Raw genomic sequence first — 16242 nt, forward strand, 5'->3', positions numbered from 1 at the left:
AACATGGGTCAATTATTTAAGATACCGCCAACCACCTATTCGAGTAATATCTTCGCCGGTTTCCTCTCCGCTTGCTTCACACACAAACCCAGGTACTTCCGTTCCATCTTCAAGTTGGACTTTTCCCATCCCTAGAGGTGCTGGTATGAGCAAGGCAAATTTACCGAATTCTGAAACAGGCATTTCCCAAAGCTCAAGCTCAATGGAAGCTCCATCATGATTGGATCGTATAAGTCCCGGCTTTGCCGGTACTGTATCAAGTTTCACTAGTTTGTAGGTAGGAGCGGTTTTTGCTTCTTTAACAAACGTAGCCTGATGTTCGACCATCTGCTTCTCTAGTGGAAAGCCTCTCATATGCAATCCACAAACTGCTACTAGCGTTGTAGTTTTTTTTGTTTCAGTCTGCTTATTGTTTAATAGTAGATCGGCAAGACCAAGAATGAAATGCTCATTTTGGTTTGTTGAGAAAAAGGTTATTCCAAATGGAAGGTTCTCTTCAGCATCCAGAGTTGGGATATTAATAGCACTCAAATCTAATAGATTGCAATGATTCGTGTATAAGCCCATCGCACTGTTAGTAGCAATCGGGTTGCTTCGTACAGCATCTCTTGTCCACGTGCCTCCAGAAGTAGGCATTACCAAAACTCCATCTTTAAACTGCTGATGAGCCTTTTGCTTGAATGCTTGTAGCTTATGCATGGCTTCAAAAACGGATGCCGCATCGTATTCCGGCTTCGCCCCTGAACGCAAAACGGCCTCAGTTACCGGAAATGCAACACCTTTATTCTCAGTTATGAATGCTCCTAAGTCAGACCACCGTTCTGCTACCCATGGACCATCGTATAAAACGCTAGCCGCCTCTGATAAGTAGCCTCCATCAATGTATTCAATAGGAATATTTAGTTTTTCCAATCCTACAATAGCTGCATCCCAAGCTTTCTCATACTTATCTGCGAATGGTCCAAAAAAGCTAGGTGGCTCCTTCGTTAAATAGATTTTTTCAGGTAAAGCATTTGCCTCGCGAGTAATATTTTTTGACCATGGATCACTTTCGTCTAAGCCTCTTACCACCTGGTCAACCATCTCTACATCCGACAAGGCGTTTGCAAAAATGGTCACACAGTCAAGACTTGCACAAGCTGGAACTACCCCTTTCGTTGGCCATGCTCCCAGACTTGGCTTGAATCCTACCAATCTATTAAGGGCAGCAGGTACACGACCTGATCCTGCTGTGTCCGTTCCAAGTGCAAAAGCCACTTGACCTCGTGCAACAGAACCAGCAGATCCCGAGCTTGAGCCTCCACTAATTAAATCTGGGTTAAGCGCATTCCTTGTCTCTCCATAGGGACTTCTCGTTCCAACAAGTCCTGTAGCAAATTGATCTAGATTGGCTTTTCCAACCGGAATCGCACCAGCATCTATGAGCCGTTTGACTACAGTCGCATGCTCTTTAGGAGTGTAAGCAAACTCTTCACAACCAGCTGTTGTTGGTACTCCTGCTAGGTCGATATTATCTTTAATGGCAAAAGGGATCCCCCAGAGAGGTGCACTCTCTAGGTCCAATTTCTTCAAGTTGTCTAAGTATGGCTGGATGAATTCGATAGATGGTGGAGTAATCCAAATATTCATCTCTTTGTCAGCTTCTGCTCGTTGAATAATCTCTTGAATTAACCCTTCCGGTGTTAATTCGTTAGCCATATACTTTTCTTTTAATTTATGAATGGATAGGAGCTTTGGCGTGTTCATCGTTTTCATTGGATATCCCCCGTTTCTCTTTTGTAATAGAGACAAACAATTGTCCCGCATGTACCTCGTCACCCGGTGATACGTGGACAGATTCAATCACCCCATCAAACGGAGCATGTTGAGGAAATTCCATTTTCATACTTTCCTCAATCATTAACACATCACCTTTCTTGACCTGATCACCTGGAGATACAAGCACTTTCCAGACACTTCCGGGCATGGTACAGCGAACCGCTTCTACTCCTTTAGGCAACTCTTGCTCTACCGATACAGATACCGATTGTTCCGAAATATACTCGGCTAGACCAAGCTCCTTCCAGCTTTCACGTTCCGCTTTAAATGCTGCCTCTTGTGTTTGTCGAAACTCTTCCGCACTATCCTTAATGGAATCTAAAAACGATAGATACTCACCAAGGTTAAATGCGGTCTCTGTAATCTCTACTTCAAAACGTCCACGTAAAAAGTCTTCTCTCATGACGGTAAGTTCTTCTGTGCTAACTGGGTAAAATTGAATTTGGTCAAAGAAACGAAGTAACCAAGGCTTTTGTTCCGTGAAGCTTTCTGTTTCCCGAACACGGTTCCATACTTGAACCGTCCGCCCAACGAATTGGTAGCCACCAGGTCCCTCCATTCCATAGATACACATATAAGCCCCACCAATTCCAACAGCATTCTCCGGCGTCCATGTTCGAGCTGGATTATATTTGGTTGTTACTAATCGGTGTCTTGGATCAATTGGTGTTGCAACAGGTGCACCTAAATACACATCGCCAAGACCAAGGACTAGATAGCTTGCATCAAAGACTGTTTTCTTTACATCCTCAATCTGACCAAGACCATTGACTCTTCGAATAAACTCTAAGTTGCTCGGGCACCAAGGCGCATCCGGACGAACATTTTTTTGATAACGATCGATGGCAAGCTGTGTAGCTGGATCATCCCATGAAAGAGGAAGTCGAACGACCCGGGACGGTACTTCAATTTCCTCTAGCGGAGGTAGCTCTCGATTGATTCCTTCAATTAATTCACATATAGCAAAGGTTGAAATTTGATATGCATCAAAATGAACTTGTAAGGAACGAATACCAGGTGTTAAGTCTAAAACAGGAATATCCTTGCGGGCTTGGATAGCATCCATCAAAGCATGAATTTGAAAACGTAGTAGGAGATCTAATTCCATATCTCCATATTCAATGAGAATATGCTCATCTCCCGCCGCACGAATCGTCATCGGAAAACGGCTTTCGTTATTTTGAACTAGTACGGGATAACTTGGTGAAAGAAGCTTCGTTTTTTTAGGCAAAGTAGGAACCGAATGCTCCCCTATATTTTCTAAAAATAGCTCTTGTGTCTTTCTTAACTCTTCTGCCTCTTCTAATGTTAGAAGTTGAAAGCGAACCTTGTCACCCGCATGAAGCTGGCCAAGTTTCCAAAATTCTGCAGAAGCTGTCGTCACTGGACAAACAAATCCACCAAGACTCGGACCATCAGGGCCAAGTAAAATAGGCATATCTCCGGTTAAATCTAATGTACCTATCGCATACGCATTGTCGTGAATATTAGAAGGATGTAACCCAGCCTCTCCCCCGTCTTCTCTAGCCCATAGTGGTGCTGGTCCAATTAATCGGACACCCGTACGTGAGCTATTAAAGTGAACTTCCCAGCTTGTTTCTGTCAACTGCGTTAAATATTCCGGTAATAAAAATTCTTCCGTACAGTGTGGACCAGGAATCACACCTATTGTCCATTCTTTTGTTAATACTGGCTGTTGATACAATGCAAGCTCTTTATTTCTAGGGGTCGCACAAGGTTGAACACGTAAAACATCTCCTGTTCGAAGCGCACGGCCACCGTGTCCACCAAAGCCTCCAAGGGTAAATGTTGAAGCACTTCCTAAATAAAGAGGCATATCGAAACCACCTGCGACTAGCAAATAAGAGCGCATCCCTTTTGCAGCTTCACCGAATGAAAGAATTTGACCGCGTTTGGCAGTGACCACCGTGTAAGAAGGAACAGGAAGGTCATCGAGTGTAGCCCCCATATCTGAACCGGTTAAGCAAAACACGATATCTCCACGAAAACGGTAGGATCCCCCTCGTAAAGTTAGCTCTAATCCAGCCGCTTGGGGGTCATTTCCTAACAAACGATTACCTATTCGGAAGGAGAACGGATCCATCGGTCCACAAGGAGGAACACCTACATCCCAATGCCCCACTCGACCAGGCCAATCTTGAACCGTTGTTTGAATTCCCCCATCTAGTACTTCAATAGCACACTCAGCTGGGGAAAATTCTTTTAACATTTGCGTATGAACATTTCCAGAACGACATTCCTCTTCCTCTAATAGCGACTGTACATATTGTAGGTTCGTTGTGACACCATACAGCCTTGTATCCTGTAGAGCTTGACTTAACTGATTCAATGCTTGATCACGCGTGTCGGCATGGACAATGATTTTCGCCAACATCGGGTCATACAAGGATGTGACAGTTAATCCATCTCTTACCCATGTTTCAATCCGTGCATCCTCTGAGAATCGGACTTGATCCAGTTGACCTCCACTTGGACGAAAATCATTAAGACAATCTTCCGCATAAATACGAGCCTGAATACTATGCCCTTTCGGAGTGGTATACAAAGTACTAAGTTGACGAAGTTCACCTGCTGCTTCACGAACCATCCACTCTACTAAATCAAGACCTAATACTTCTTCGGTTACACCATGTTCTACTTGAAGTCTTGTATTTACTTCAAGAAAGTAGAACTTCTCAGCCTCCGGATCATACAAATACTCGACCGTTCCTGCACTACGGTATCCAACTTCCTCTGCTAGTCGTTTGGAAGCAGCGAGCATTTCTTCACGAACCTCTTGAGATAAACATGGAGCTGGACTTTCTTCTACCACCTTTTGGTTACGACGCTGAATGGAACAATCACGTTCTCCTAGTGCAACCACTTCTCCATACTCATTTCCAAAAATTTGTACCTCGACGTGGCGCGCTTTTTGAATATATTTTTCTAAGAAAACTCCCCCATTGTTAAAATTCGTTTCAGCTAGGCGACAGACTGAATCGAAAGCATCCGTTAAGGAAGTCTCATCTTTACAGACACGCATTCCAATTCCACCACCACCTGCTGTACTCTTTAGCATGACAGGGTAACCAATTCGATTCGCTTCTGAAATCGCCGTTTCTAATGTAGTAATCAACGGTGTTCCCGGCAAAAGAGGAACGCCCGCTTTCTCAGCAATTTCCCGTGCTGAATGCTTCAATCCAAACAGCTCCATCTGTTCAGGAGTAGGCCCAATAAAGGCAATTCCATGCTTTTGACAAGCACGAGCGAAATCTGCATTCTCACTTAGGAATCCATATCCCGGGTGAATGGCTTCGGCTCCGGTTTCTAGTGCCGTTTTTAAAATAAGATCCGCATTTAAATAGCTTTCTTTTGCAGCACCTTCACCAATTAATACTGCTTCATCCGCGTGATCGACATGGAGACTGTCTTGATCTGCTTTGGTATACACTGCAACAGATGAGATATTTAGTTTCTTTAGTGTTCTTTCAATCCGAACCGCGATTGCTCCACGATTGGCAATTAATACTTTTTTGAACATGGCTGGAGCTCCTCTCTATGTTATTTATCCCAGATTAGTAGTTGAATAGGAGTAGGATTATAGGCATTACATGGATTATTTAATTGTGGACAGTTGCTAATAAGAACCAGTGTCCGACTAATTGCCTTCATTTCTACATATAGCCCTGGGGCTGAAACGCCATCCTCAAAGGTCAATCCACCTTGTGGAGTAACAGGAACATTCATAAAGAAGTTGACGTTTGGTGCTAGATCACGTTTGTTAAATCGACTTCCATACTTTGACAGTTGAAGCATAAATGTGTCTCGACAGTTGTGCATAGGAAGCGTGTCGTGCGAATAACGAACCGTGTTACTTTGTGCGGAACAAGCTCCACCAAGTGTGTCGTGGCGTCCACATGTATCAGCGACAATCTTTACAAGTTCTTTTCCAGAATCGGATACAAGAACGGACCCCGTTGTTAAATAAACATTGCCCTGGCGTTGAATCGTATTTACGGCACTATAATGATCCGTGGGATGATCAGCATCGTAGAATAGCGTATCTGCTGCCTGATTTCCTTCTAAATCAACGATTCGTAGCACCTGGCCTGGTTCTAGAATCTGTGTCCACCCTTCTCCAGCAGGCACAATATAATTATTAATTGCTTCCTCTACCTGTCTTTCACTAACCTTGTATTGTAAAGTAGCCATTAGTTTGTTCCTCCTTTTGTTAGCACAACGTACTCCCATGTGTTTTCAAATGCCCGGCGGTTTTCCGGACGGTGGTTAACACATGTATCGTCCTCCTCTAGAGGAGCTGCATCGGTAACCGTCACCTCAACCGAAACAGAAGGGTAACTTGCACTAGGGTCAAGTGGGTTTGGAGTGTTTGATAGAATGATAATCACGTCCATTTCGGTCCTTAGGGTGATCGTCTCACCTGTTTTGGCATGACCAGGGACAAAATGGAGAGAACCGTCATCCTCGCAATAGACCTTTGAAAATAAATTAACGACTGGAGTCAGATCTCTGTTCGTCAATCCATTTCGAAACAGTTCAACCGCAAAGTTTTCCTCCCCACTTCTGTACCAATCATTTCGTTGATTTTGATAGGAGGTCTTCCCAAATCGTTCGTCAATCATTAGGCGGGTCGCATAACCTGATATCGTGTCATGCCATCCAAGAGAATCATCAATAATACTAGCAAGTACTCTTCCGTTATCACTCATTAGGACATTCCCTGTTGTCAAGTGAGCCGTATGCTGAGCTTTTAATGTATCCGGCATATTGTAACGCTCTGTTGTGTCATCTGCGTTATATAAAAGTATAGAGAGGTTTGCTCCTTCTCCTAAAGCAGTAAACGTTAGTTTCTTTCCTCTTCTTATTTTCGTAGACCATTTCCCACCAGCTGGAATGATTTTTGTAGGTACCTGATTCATTATTTTTAGCCTCCTTTAAAATAAAAAAGGATAAAAGCCTAGGAGAGATCATTCGTCTCCCAGGCTTTTATCCTTCCGTGTATACAGCAGGTGCTGTACGCTCTCTCTCGGACCAGACGTTTCTCAACCGGAACCCTAGAAAGCTTTTTTGTTTCCAACATTTTGCGGAAACCTGTATGTTGTTATAAGTAGTATAACTGTCAGAAAAGATAGAAAACAACGAACATGTCAGACTATCTAACAACGTTTTTCTTCATCCCCGTCTGATTAAAAGACAGCGCTATTTTACGTTCTCTAGCTTTCGTCCATTCATTCTTTAAGAAAAGATAAGCAAATCCTGTAGCAACCCAAATGACACCAGCGGTTAAGGTATGCTTATCAAGCAGTGTCAGCAACCAACCGATAAAACTTGCTCCTGCAAGTGGGAAAATAAGATAGAGACAGGTCCCTTTTAGTGAACGTCTTTTCATTTTTACATAATAATGGGCAATAACTGATAAATTGACAAATATAAACGCAGTTAGTGCACCAAAACTTACAAACATAACAGCAGTATCTAAACTAATAAAGACAGCGGACAAGGAGATAATGGCTACCAAAACGATATTAGCAAACGGTGTTTTATATTTAGGGTGAATGGATGTAAATACTTTTCCTGGTAGAATCGATTCTTTTCCAAGTGCATATAAGAAACGGCTCACACTTGTTACAGAGGCAACTCCCTGTGTGAAAGTGGCAATCATTAGAACCATTATGAATAAAGAGCTGAATAGATTGCCACCTACTACTTGAACAAGAGTATAGGCTGCATTATCGGCTTTGGTAAACGTAAAATCTGGATAGGCTATTTGAGTCAAATAAGAGATGGCCGTGTACATCGTCACTGCTATGATTACAATGAGGAAGATTGCTTTTGGTATCGTCTTTTTTGCATCAATCGTTTCCTCTGCCATGGTTGTCACTGCATCAAAACCGAGGAAGCAAAAACAAATGAGTGCTGCACCGGAAAAAACGGCATTTAATCTAATGTCTTCTCCAAAGAAAGGCGTTAAAGAGAACAGGGAGCTAGCACCCGATCCACCTGATAAAAGATCCTTTGCCACAAGGATACAGAATATGAGAATAAATCCAATTTGGACTATTACCGACATCCCACTCACACGAGCGGCTGATTTAATACCAACAATATTAACGACAGCAAGGACGATATTCATAATGATAATCCAAACAAAAACGGGTATAGAAGGAAACTCAGTATGCATGAAGATACCAAATGTTAGTATGGCGATAATAGGGGAGAAGATATAATCCAAAAGAAGTGCCCAACCAACAAGAAAACCAGCCATTGGGTGAACCGCCCTCTTGGTATACGTATAGGCAGAACCTGAAACGGGGTAAGCCTTAACCATTAAACTGTAGCTATAGGCGGTGAAAAAGATTGCTATGAATGCCGTTACATAGGCAGCAGCCATCATCCCACTTGAAGCCTCATAAGCAACGCCGTATACGGTAAAGAATATCATAGGGGTCATCCAAGCAAGCCCCATAAATACCACTTGATGCAGCTTTAGTGATTTTACTAATCCAGTTCCTTTATTCATTCCTAACACCTTCTCTTTTCGGGATTATTTGTAAAAAAACAAAAGCCCGAGAGAATTTTATAGAAAAATTCTCCCGGGCTTTTGTCCCTCCGTGTCTACAGCATTGACTGTACGCTCTCTCTCGGACCAGACGTTTCGCAACCGGAACCCTAGACAGCAATTTTTGTCCTCAATTACCGTAACGAGAACCTGTATGCTTTTATACTCTGAAGTATAAATGCGGAAAAGTGTAGGTTCAAGGGACATGTTAGATTATATGACATGAAAAAAATAAAAAGCTACCAGGTAAGGTAGCTTTTTAGGAAGTAACTTTATTAACCGAATCGGTAGTAAACCAAAACAATCGTTGCTAGAACAAACAAGAAATTTAAAAATACAAAGATAAACTGATCCAGTTTTGTTTTATGCCATTTGATAGGAGGATTATAGAATGATACTCCTTCAATAATAAAGATGATTAAGACAATATGAATCATGAAATGACCAATAATTTCTGTAAAACCAAACAACATCGTCGTCATGATAAAGATAACTGTAACAACAAGGCCTAACACTCTATTTAAAATACCTACCACTAGTAAGTAGCCTACGACAAACTCGATAAATGCTGCCATCACAATAAAAGTAGCTGGTGCGAATCCAAAGGTCGGAACATGGTGATGTACAATAATGTCCATCGACATACTTGGATACACCCATTTTTCAACTGCCACCCAACATAGAGATAACCCTGTGCCTAAATATAAAAATGGAAATCCTACATTTTCTAGCTTCGTTTTTCCTACAAGTAATACACCAATAATAGCAATATAAAAGCCGTAATCAAGCATGTAGAAGATCCCATGTTCTACAGTAATATAAACAAATAAGCCTAAAAGAATAACTGATCCAATTTTTGTTGCAATGTGATGAGGAATCAATAAGAAACCAACGCTCACCCAAGCAAAAATGGCTACCATCTGAGTTACATGTAATTCCGGTGCAAATAAGGTTCCATTAATGATTTGAAGTATAAGGGCAATGGCTGTCCCATACTTTAACAAATATCTAGAATATTTTCTTAAACTAGATAATTTGTCATCCCAAATCTTAATTTGCTTCCATTGAGCAAATCTAGGGATAAGAAGTGTAAGTACCCCTAAAACAACCGCAGCAAGTAGTGCTAAAGATATAAATAGCGGTGATAATATATTTTCTATCGTTTCTTTTTGTGGTGTTAGTTTTGTGAACCACTTCACATGAGCTTGTGCAAAATAAGGTGTTAAAATGGCCCCAATTAGTGTTGTAAAGAAAAAGATTTTCTTCATAGTTATGTCCTCCTTGCGATTAACACTATTAACATATTACTAATATACTTTACCCGTCGTTCTTTGTGTGATAGTAAAATTGAACTTTTTGTGAATGTTATCACAAAGGATAAATAAGGAACTAAGACCTAGAAACCTAACCGATATTTCTAACGTAAATACCTATGTAAATGGTCGTTTTAAAGGAGGATATAATGAAAAAGAAAAGACCTGTCATATTTATTATCATCAGTTTACTAAGCATTATTCTTTATATTTCTGGATGTAGCGATTCCGAAGCTAGTAATTCTCTAACAGAAGAAACGAAAAAGGAAGAAAATAAATACGAAAAGCTCGTAAAAGATAAAAATAAAGAACTTGATCTTCAGCCCCTTCAACTAACTTCTTATAGCAAAGAGGCTGGCGTAACATTAAAAAATCCTACATATAAAGAGTTCGCTGTAAATAAAAAGGTGATGGTTGAAGGAGCCATTCAAAAATTTTCAGAGGTTAAGTCTGACTATGTTTGGATCAAGGTTCGAGCGAACGAAGAGGGACCGGCAGGGATGGAGCAAGAATATTATGCACCAATTAAAGAGGGGAAGTTTAAGCAAGAGATTTCCCTTTTTAATGGAGTAGGACAGTATGATGTAAAAGTACAGGTTCCTAGCTTAGATCGGGAAGATTATTATTTTGAAACTGCATCATTTATCGTTCATAATGTGAACCCACACATGGAAAGGGATGTTACCTATTCCCCTTTTGGTCAAGAAGCTGAAATCCTTCTTGATCTCGATCTTGGATATGTCACCGAAGAAGAGATTTTCTCGTTAAGAGGAGATGCAGGAAAATTAACCGATAGCAACACCATTATGATTAAGCTAACAAAAGACTCCGATTCCTGGACTCATGTATTACCGATTGTAGATGGTCAATTTTCCTTTGATGTCCCTCTTTTATATGGGAAAGGAGTACATGAACTCGAAGTACTAGTCCCTGATAAGGAGCGAGAAAAGTATTATCAGCCAGCAACAAAGATACTTATTAATAACGAATCAGACCGGATGATGTCGCCTATTGATTTTTCAAGTACGTATCTAGAACGTGGAGTCACACTTTCTTATCCACAGTTTGGTGGTGTTGAATCTGATGGCCTTTTTACTATTAAAGGTACAATTGACCCAAAAGCTGAATTTGGTCCAGAAACGACTCATCTTTATGTCACTACGAAAAAAGGCGAAGACGAAGCCTTAGACGTCATTCCCGTAGAGGATTTCTCATTCAATGACTCCTTCTACTTACGATTTGGACCGGGAACATATGAAGTCATGCTAAGCGTGCCTGAAATCAAGGAAGAAAAAAGTGACAAGTTTAGATATTTTGGATTTGCTAAATTTGAGGTTGATTCTATTTCCGAAGATAAACGTGATTTGCTACCATCACGTGGTGTAGAGTCCGATGATCCAAAAATTCAGGAATTAGCCGGCCAGTTAACAAACGGCTTAACCACTGACAGGGAAAAAGCAGAAGCCATTTACAAGTATGTGGCAAGTACTATTTCTTATGATGTAGAAAAATACGAAACGAAAAACTATAACTGGGATGATAGTGCCTTAAAAACTCTTGAATTAAAGAAGGGGATTTGTCAGGATTACGCATACCTTACGATTGCCTTATTAAGGGCTAGCAATATCGAAGCTAGATTAATTGAAGGAAGTGCCTTTGGTGGATTTTGGCCACAAAAGCATGCATGGGTAGAGACAAAGGTAGATGGAAATTGGCTAACCATGGACCCGACCTGGGGTGCTGGATATATTAAAGACAATGCCTTCGTGGCACAGTACACAACAGAATACTTTGATCCAAATCCAGTAGAATTCGAAAAATCTCATACGCGTACCGGGGTATCATATTAAAAAAACAAGCACCAGAATTTTTGTCTGGTGCTTGTTCATTTTATTTTCTTTCGATTAAACCTAATCCAAGGCCTACCGGGTCTACAATGTAAGCTAGATAAAACTCTTCAAACTCCATTTTCTCCCTTACGACCATTGCACCATTTTCAGTAGCTTTAGCAATTGAATGCTCTATTGAATCCACCTCTATTTGAAGACGAATCCCATGAGGAAAATCATGTGGTCCCTTTGCGATACCACCGTTCACCCCAGCTTCAGTGTCTTTATTGGTCGTCACCGTTTGGTAATCCCATTGTGGCTCAGAAATCTCCCACCCAAACACCATAGAATAAAAACTAGTAGCCTTCTTAGGATCCTGACTATTTAACTCAAATCCTACTACTTTCCCCACAAACACCACCCCTTTTGTCGTTTAATTACATTTTAATGAACTTTTACCGGACTTTATCATATTTTTGTAAGATTTACGGGTCTTTTTCGGTCTATGAAAGCTGTTTCTTCTAATTTCTCCTCAGCTAACGTCCTTCAGACACCCTATGAAGAACGTTTCCTTCGAATTTTGTTTTCCCCATAATTCATAATCTCCTGTTGATAAATTCTTTCCACCTTCCTTGCAAAAGAATCAGAAGAATAGTCACATACCGCTATCGATCTTGCGTTATGACTTAAACGTAGGTACACGTCTTCTTTGCTTAGAATGACATGAAGTTTTTCTTTAAACTCTTCAAAGCTCGAGTATTGCCATCCATTTACTCCATCAATAATCACGTCATCTAAACAGGTATCCTTCCGACAAAGGGCAGGTACTCCATTTGCTAATGCCTCCACATACGTTAGACCTTGTGTTTCGCTATTTGATGCACTAACAAATACATCCCCTAATTGGTAATAAGAAGAGATTTCTTTAGGAGAGACCATTCCAACAAATATGACTTGATTACTAATTCCTAACGTTTTTGCATATTGCTCCAAGCACTCCCGATTTGGTCCATCACCAACAATAAGTAGCGTCACGTTATTTTGATCTGTTTTTGACAGATAGAATAGAATCTCCTCGAGGTTCTTTTCCTTTGCTAAACGACCAACCGATAACATTACCTTATGATGATTAGGGATACCCATTCTCATACGAAGCGTTTGCTTATCTTCGTCATTGATGGGCTTGGTTATTCTAGCTATATTGATTCCGGTAGGCACCACCTGAATGGGTCGGTTCACACCATATCCGTGCAAAATGGAGCGAACTTTATTGGTAGGGGCAATAATACAATGGGTATTTTTTAATAGCTTTCTAGTAAAATAAGCTACCATGGCTTTGCCCCACTTTTTGTACGGGGAAAAATAATGGGTGTAGTCTTCATAAACGGTGTGATATGTATGGACCATCGGGATTTCAAGTTTCTTTGCAATTTGTCGAGCCATTAAAAAGGTACTAAACTCACAGTGAGAGTGAATAATATCCGGCTGCCAGTACATCAGCTCGTCAACATATGCAGTACCTGTACGCAAGGCAAATCTTGCACCCGGGTAGACCTTCCCCGCGCCCAGTGAGCTAATATAAGTAACATGATCCTTTTTATATGATCGTTTTGTTGTAGATAAAGTAAGTATTTTCACCTCGTGTCCAAGTACTCTTAGTTCTTTTTCCAAATTCATAACCGATGTGACTACCCCATTGATTATAGGAGTATAACACTCAGTTGTTAGTAAGATTTTCATATTTAGCCACCTTTGCTCGTTTTTTTACACGGACAAACTTGAGTCTAAATAACATTAAAAACACTTTTCATACTGTCATTTAGTATAAATAAGTGTTTTAAATTAGAATTTGGATAAATGTAAAAGATACTTAAAGATTTGGATAAAAATAAAAAGAGGATCCCTAGAAGGACCCTCAAATCATTTTTGATTATTGTTTGAAATTGCCTTTTGGACTGCTCGAATAATTCCACCATATCCTGTGCAGCGACAAAGGTTTCCAGATAGAGCTTCCTGAATTTGCTCTTCCGATGGAGCCTGGTTGGTAGCCAATAAGGCATGTACCGCCATCATCATTCCCGGTGTGCAGTACCCACATTGAAAACCTCCCTCTTCTAAAAATACACGCTGAATGGGGTCAAGTTCTTCCCCAGATAAACCTTCAATCGTAATAATAGAAGCGTGGTTTGCTTGATAAGCCATAACAAGACATGAGTTGACTAACTGGTTGTTCATCTGAACCGCACAGGCACCGCAACGACCGACTTCACATGAAATTTTCGTACCAGTAAAGTTCAATTCCTCTCGTAAAATGGTCACAAGCCTCTTCGTGGGGGGAACCTGTAATTCATAATTTGCTCCATTTATCGTTAGAGAAAGCTCCATTTTCGGGGGAGTCATGACCTCTGCCTGTTCTTTCATATCCATCGCTTCTCCCCTCTACTAGACAAGTGCTCTAATAATACTTCCCTTGACACAGGTAGCTTACTGATCCAACACCCCGTTGCATCATGAATGGCCTTCACAATTGCTGGAGCAACTGCAATTGTACCAATCTCCCCCACTCCACGCGGTCCATAGATATCCCCGTCTTGAAGCTTCTCGATCGCCTCCACATTCATGACAAACGGAACATCTTGTATGGTAGGAATAAGATAGGTATCAAAATTATCATTTACGTAATGTCCATTTTCCATCTTTGCTTCTTCCATCAAACTGTAGCCTAATGCCATTATCCCTCCTCCTTCAATTTGCCCCTGATAACCTAGTAAACTCACAACAGGACCAGCTGCTATTGCTTGATCTAAAGTAAGCACCTTTATTTTTCCTGTTAAAAGGTCTACCTCCACCTTTGCTAATACGGAAGAGAACGCATATAAAAAATGACTTCCATCAACAACAGCATCAGGACTAGTCGGAAAATCAAAGGAAGTTTCTACTTTTATAAAAGGTTCATGTAAAGTTTTCTCAGCTAATTCAACAAACGTGATACATAGATTGTCATCTTTGAACCAAATTCCATTTGGTCCCATACATAGATCCTCAACTGGAAGACCAGTTACTTTTGTTGCCCTCTCCAGTATTTTACTTCGAAACGTATCCTTCATTCGTTGAATGGAATTCCACACCATACTCGTGGCACGAGAGGCAGTGGATGAACCCGATACAGGTACTGAATCCGTATCCCCTATGACAATGTGAATATCGTCTTCCATACAATGAAACTCTTCCATGATCAACGTCTCAATCACAGCTAATAATCCTTGCCCACACTCTTCGAAACCAAAAGCAACTTCTATTTTCCCCTCACTTGTAAAAGAAAGACGTCCTCCAGCTGGGTCCATTCGACCGGCACCTAAACCCCCTCCATGAATTGAAATGGCCACTCCGGTTCCGGTTACCTTCCACTTTTCTAACGAATCATTTTCATTTGTTATGTTAGTTAATTTTTGCTTGATTGCTTCTAAGACGTCCTTTGCACCACTGGTTGGGGCAACCTTTTGCCCTAAAGGACCCGGACTATTCACTTGTCTCAGGTTCTTCTCACGAAATTCGATTGGATCCATCTGCAGTCTTTCAGCTAAACGATCCATTTGCCCTTCGAGAGCGAAAGTCACCTGATTTCCACCAAAACCTCTAAATTCTCCTGCCACGCCATTATTTGTAAAGACCGACACCCCTTCTATTTCTATGTTCGGAATAATGTAAGGACCAGGAGCATGCTCTACAGCAAAGTCCAACACAGCAGGACCTAATGTTGCATAAGCTCCCGTATCAGCTACTATCTTTACCTTATGTGAAATAATGTTTCCTGTATCATCAACCCCGGTTTTCATTGTTATTTTCATCGGATGTCGTTTTAACCCCGCGCGAACTGACTCTCTTCTTGTATTGTGGATTTTGACTGGACAATTGGTTGCAAGTGCGAGCAGAGCTCCGTAAGGTTGAACGTTTAATTCATCTTTTCCCCCAAAGGATCCCCCCATCGGACTCGACACGATCCGAATATCAGATTCATTCATATTTAAAATTCTAGCAAGCTGATAGCGATCCTTAAACCCATGCTGTGTACCAACATAAACAGTTAAATTCCCGTCAACCTCTGGGACGATCACTCCACCTTCTGTTTCCATATAAGCATGCATCTGCCTTGGAAGTTCATACGTTCCCTCAACAATATGTGTGCATAACTCAAAGCCTTTCTCTACATCTCCTTTTGAATAATGGGCACGGTGGAGAAGGTTCCCATCGGGGTGGAGCTTTGGTGCATTAGGATGAAGGGCCTTTTCAGGCTCTATAATAACCGGAAGCTTTTTATACACAACCTGAATTAACTGTAACGCTTCGTCAGCAATTTCTATCGTATCTGCCGCCACAGCAGCAATGGCATCGCCAACATATCGTACTCGATCCTCACAAAGTACGGGCTGATCCGGAAAAATGAGTCCAAATCCGTTTAAACCTGGGACATCCTCATAAGTAACAATTGCTCTTACCCCAGGAAGCTGCTTCGCCAGCTCGGTAGAAATGGATTGAATTTCTGCATGAGGTTCTGTGCTTCTTAAGATTTTCCCGTATAACATACCTGGAAATGATAAATCAGTTAGATACTTTAGTTCACCAGTTACCTTCCCCGGACCATCAGGACGTATTTTCTTTTTCTTATCTAAAGAGCTGGTTTGTATCGGCATGGTCCCCCTCC

At 41.2% G+C, this 16242-nt stretch carries 11 protein-coding genes and 2 riboswitches; of the genes, 1 reads left to right on the forward strand and 10 read right to left on the reverse strand.

The window, feature by feature from the left end; all coding sequences use genetic code 11:
- Positions 1-12: 12 nt before the first annotated feature.
- The 6 genes from atzF to BKO01S_RS16955 all read right to left on the reverse strand — a co-directional run bounded on the left by atzF (position 13) and on the right by BKO01S_RS16955 (position 9666).
- Positions 13-1755, reverse strand: coding sequence for an allophanate hydrolase (atzF, locus tag BKO01S_RS16930; protein ID WP_066056775.1), 1743 nt, complete (start codon positions 1753-1755; stop codon positions 13-15).
- Positions 1715-5359, reverse strand: coding sequence for an urea carboxylase (gene uca / locus BKO01S_RS16935; RefSeq protein WP_066056777.1), 3645 nt, complete (start codon positions 5357-5359; stop codon positions 1715-1717). Before uca ends, atzF begins: the two co-directional genes overlap by 41 nt.
- 20 nt (positions 5360-5379) lie before the next feature.
- Positions 5380-6030: an urea amidolyase associated protein UAAP2 gene (locus tag BKO01S_RS16940; protein WP_066056779.1), complete on the reverse strand. Its 651-nt coding sequence runs from the start codon at positions 6028-6030 to the stop codon at positions 5380-5382.
- Positions 6030-6758 (reverse strand): urea amidolyase associated protein UAAP1, encoded by a 729-nt coding sequence (locus BKO01S_RS16945; RefSeq protein WP_066056781.1) that lies wholly within the window; start codon positions 6756-6758, stop codon positions 6030-6032. The genes BKO01S_RS16940 and BKO01S_RS16945 overlap by 1 nt, the downstream gene beginning before the upstream one ends.
- A 54-nt stretch (positions 6759-6812) precedes the next feature.
- Positions 6813-6908: riboswitch (guanidine-I (ykkC/yxkD leader) on the reverse strand.
- Between the two features lie 83 nt (positions 6909-6991).
- Positions 6992-8359 carry an APC family permease gene (locus tag BKO01S_RS16950; protein ID WP_066056783.1) on the reverse strand — a complete coding sequence of 456 codons (1368 nt, stop codon included), beginning with the start codon at positions 8357-8359 and terminating at the stop codon, positions 6992-6994.
- 68 nt (positions 8360-8427) lie between these two features.
- Positions 8428-8523: riboswitch (guanidine-I (ykkC/yxkD leader) on the reverse strand.
- 150 nt (positions 8524-8673) lie between these two features.
- A complete protein-coding gene (locus BKO01S_RS16955) occupies positions 8674-9666 on the reverse strand; it encodes a DoxX family membrane protein (protein ID WP_066056785.1) in 993 nt (330 codons plus the stop codon).
- Positions 9667-9860: 194 nt separating this feature from the next.
- On the opposite strand from BKO01S_RS16955, the gene BKO01S_RS16960 reads away from it, so the two are divergent.
- Entirely contained in the window at positions 9861-11561 is a 1701-nt protein-coding gene (locus BKO01S_RS16960) for a transglutaminase domain-containing protein (RefSeq protein WP_066056789.1), read from the forward strand.
- A gap of 40 nt (positions 11562-11601) precedes the next feature.
- Here the strand turns inward: BKO01S_RS16960 and BKO01S_RS16965 are convergent, their stop codons facing one another.
- From BKO01S_RS16965 to pucD, 4 genes are all read right to left on the reverse strand, one after another.
- Positions 11602-11952: a VOC family protein gene (locus BKO01S_RS16965; RefSeq protein ID WP_066056791.1), complete on the reverse strand. Its 351-nt coding sequence runs from the start codon at positions 11950-11952 to the stop codon at positions 11602-11604.
- A 143-nt stretch (positions 11953-12095) separates the two neighbouring features.
- Positions 12096-13280 carry a glycosyltransferase family 4 protein gene (locus BKO01S_RS16970; RefSeq protein ID WP_066056793.1) on the reverse strand — a complete coding sequence of 395 codons (1185 nt, stop codon included), beginning with the start codon at positions 13278-13280 and terminating at the stop codon, positions 12096-12098.
- A gap of 180 nt (positions 13281-13460) precedes the next feature.
- Complete coding sequence (locus tag BKO01S_RS16975; protein ID WP_066056795.1) at positions 13461-13967, reverse strand: (2Fe-2S)-binding protein; 507 nt, start codon at positions 13965-13967, stop codon at positions 13461-13463.
- Positions 13958-16231 carry a xanthine dehydrogenase subunit D gene (gene pucD, locus BKO01S_RS16980; protein ID WP_066056796.1) on the reverse strand — a complete coding sequence of 758 codons (2274 nt, stop codon included), beginning with the start codon at positions 16229-16231 and terminating at the stop codon, positions 13958-13960. Before pucD ends, BKO01S_RS16975 begins: the two co-directional genes overlap by 10 nt.
- Between the last annotated feature and the right edge of the window lie 11 nt (positions 16232-16242).

Source organism: Robertmurraya korlensis NBRC 107688 (assembly GCF_001591645.1).
Taxonomy (GTDB): domain Bacteria; phylum Bacillota; class Bacilli; order Bacillales; family Cytobacillaceae; genus Robertmurraya_A.

Coding starts and splice junctions, on each gene's coding strand:
- atzF (WP_066056775.1), bottom strand. CDS start 1,755: ATGAAAACGATGAACACGCCAAAGCTCCTATCCATTCATAAATTAAAA.
- uca (WP_066056777.1), bottom strand. CDS start 5,359: ATGTTCAAAAAAGTATTAATTGCCAATCGTGGAGCAATCGCGGTTCGG.
- BKO01S_RS16940 (WP_066056779.1), bottom strand. CDS start 6,030: ATGGCTACTTTACAATACAAGGTTAGTGAAAGACAGGTAGAGGAAGCA.
- BKO01S_RS16945 (WP_066056781.1), bottom strand. CDS start 6,758: ATGAATCAGGTACCTACAAAAATCATTCCAGCTGGTGGGAAATGGTCT.
- BKO01S_RS16950 (WP_066056783.1), bottom strand. CDS start 8,359: ATGAATAAAGGAACTGGATTAGTAAAATCACTAAAGCTGCATCAAGTG.
- BKO01S_RS16955 (WP_066056785.1), bottom strand. CDS start 9,666: ATGAAGAAAATCTTTTTCTTTACAACACTAATTGGGGCCATTTTAACA.
- BKO01S_RS16960 (WP_066056789.1), top strand. CDS start 9,861: ATGAAAAAGAAAAGACCTGTCATATTTATTATCATCAGTTTACTAAGC.
- BKO01S_RS16970 (WP_066056793.1), bottom strand. CDS start 13,280: ATGAAAATCTTACTAACAACTGAGTGTTATACTCCTATAATCAATGGG.
- BKO01S_RS16975 (WP_066056795.1), bottom strand. CDS start 13,967: ATGGATATGAAAGAACAGGCAGAGGTCATGACTCCCCCGAAAATGGAG.
- pucD (WP_066056796.1), bottom strand. CDS start 16,231: ATGCCGATACAAACCAGCTCTTTAGATAAGAAAAAGAAAATACGTCCT.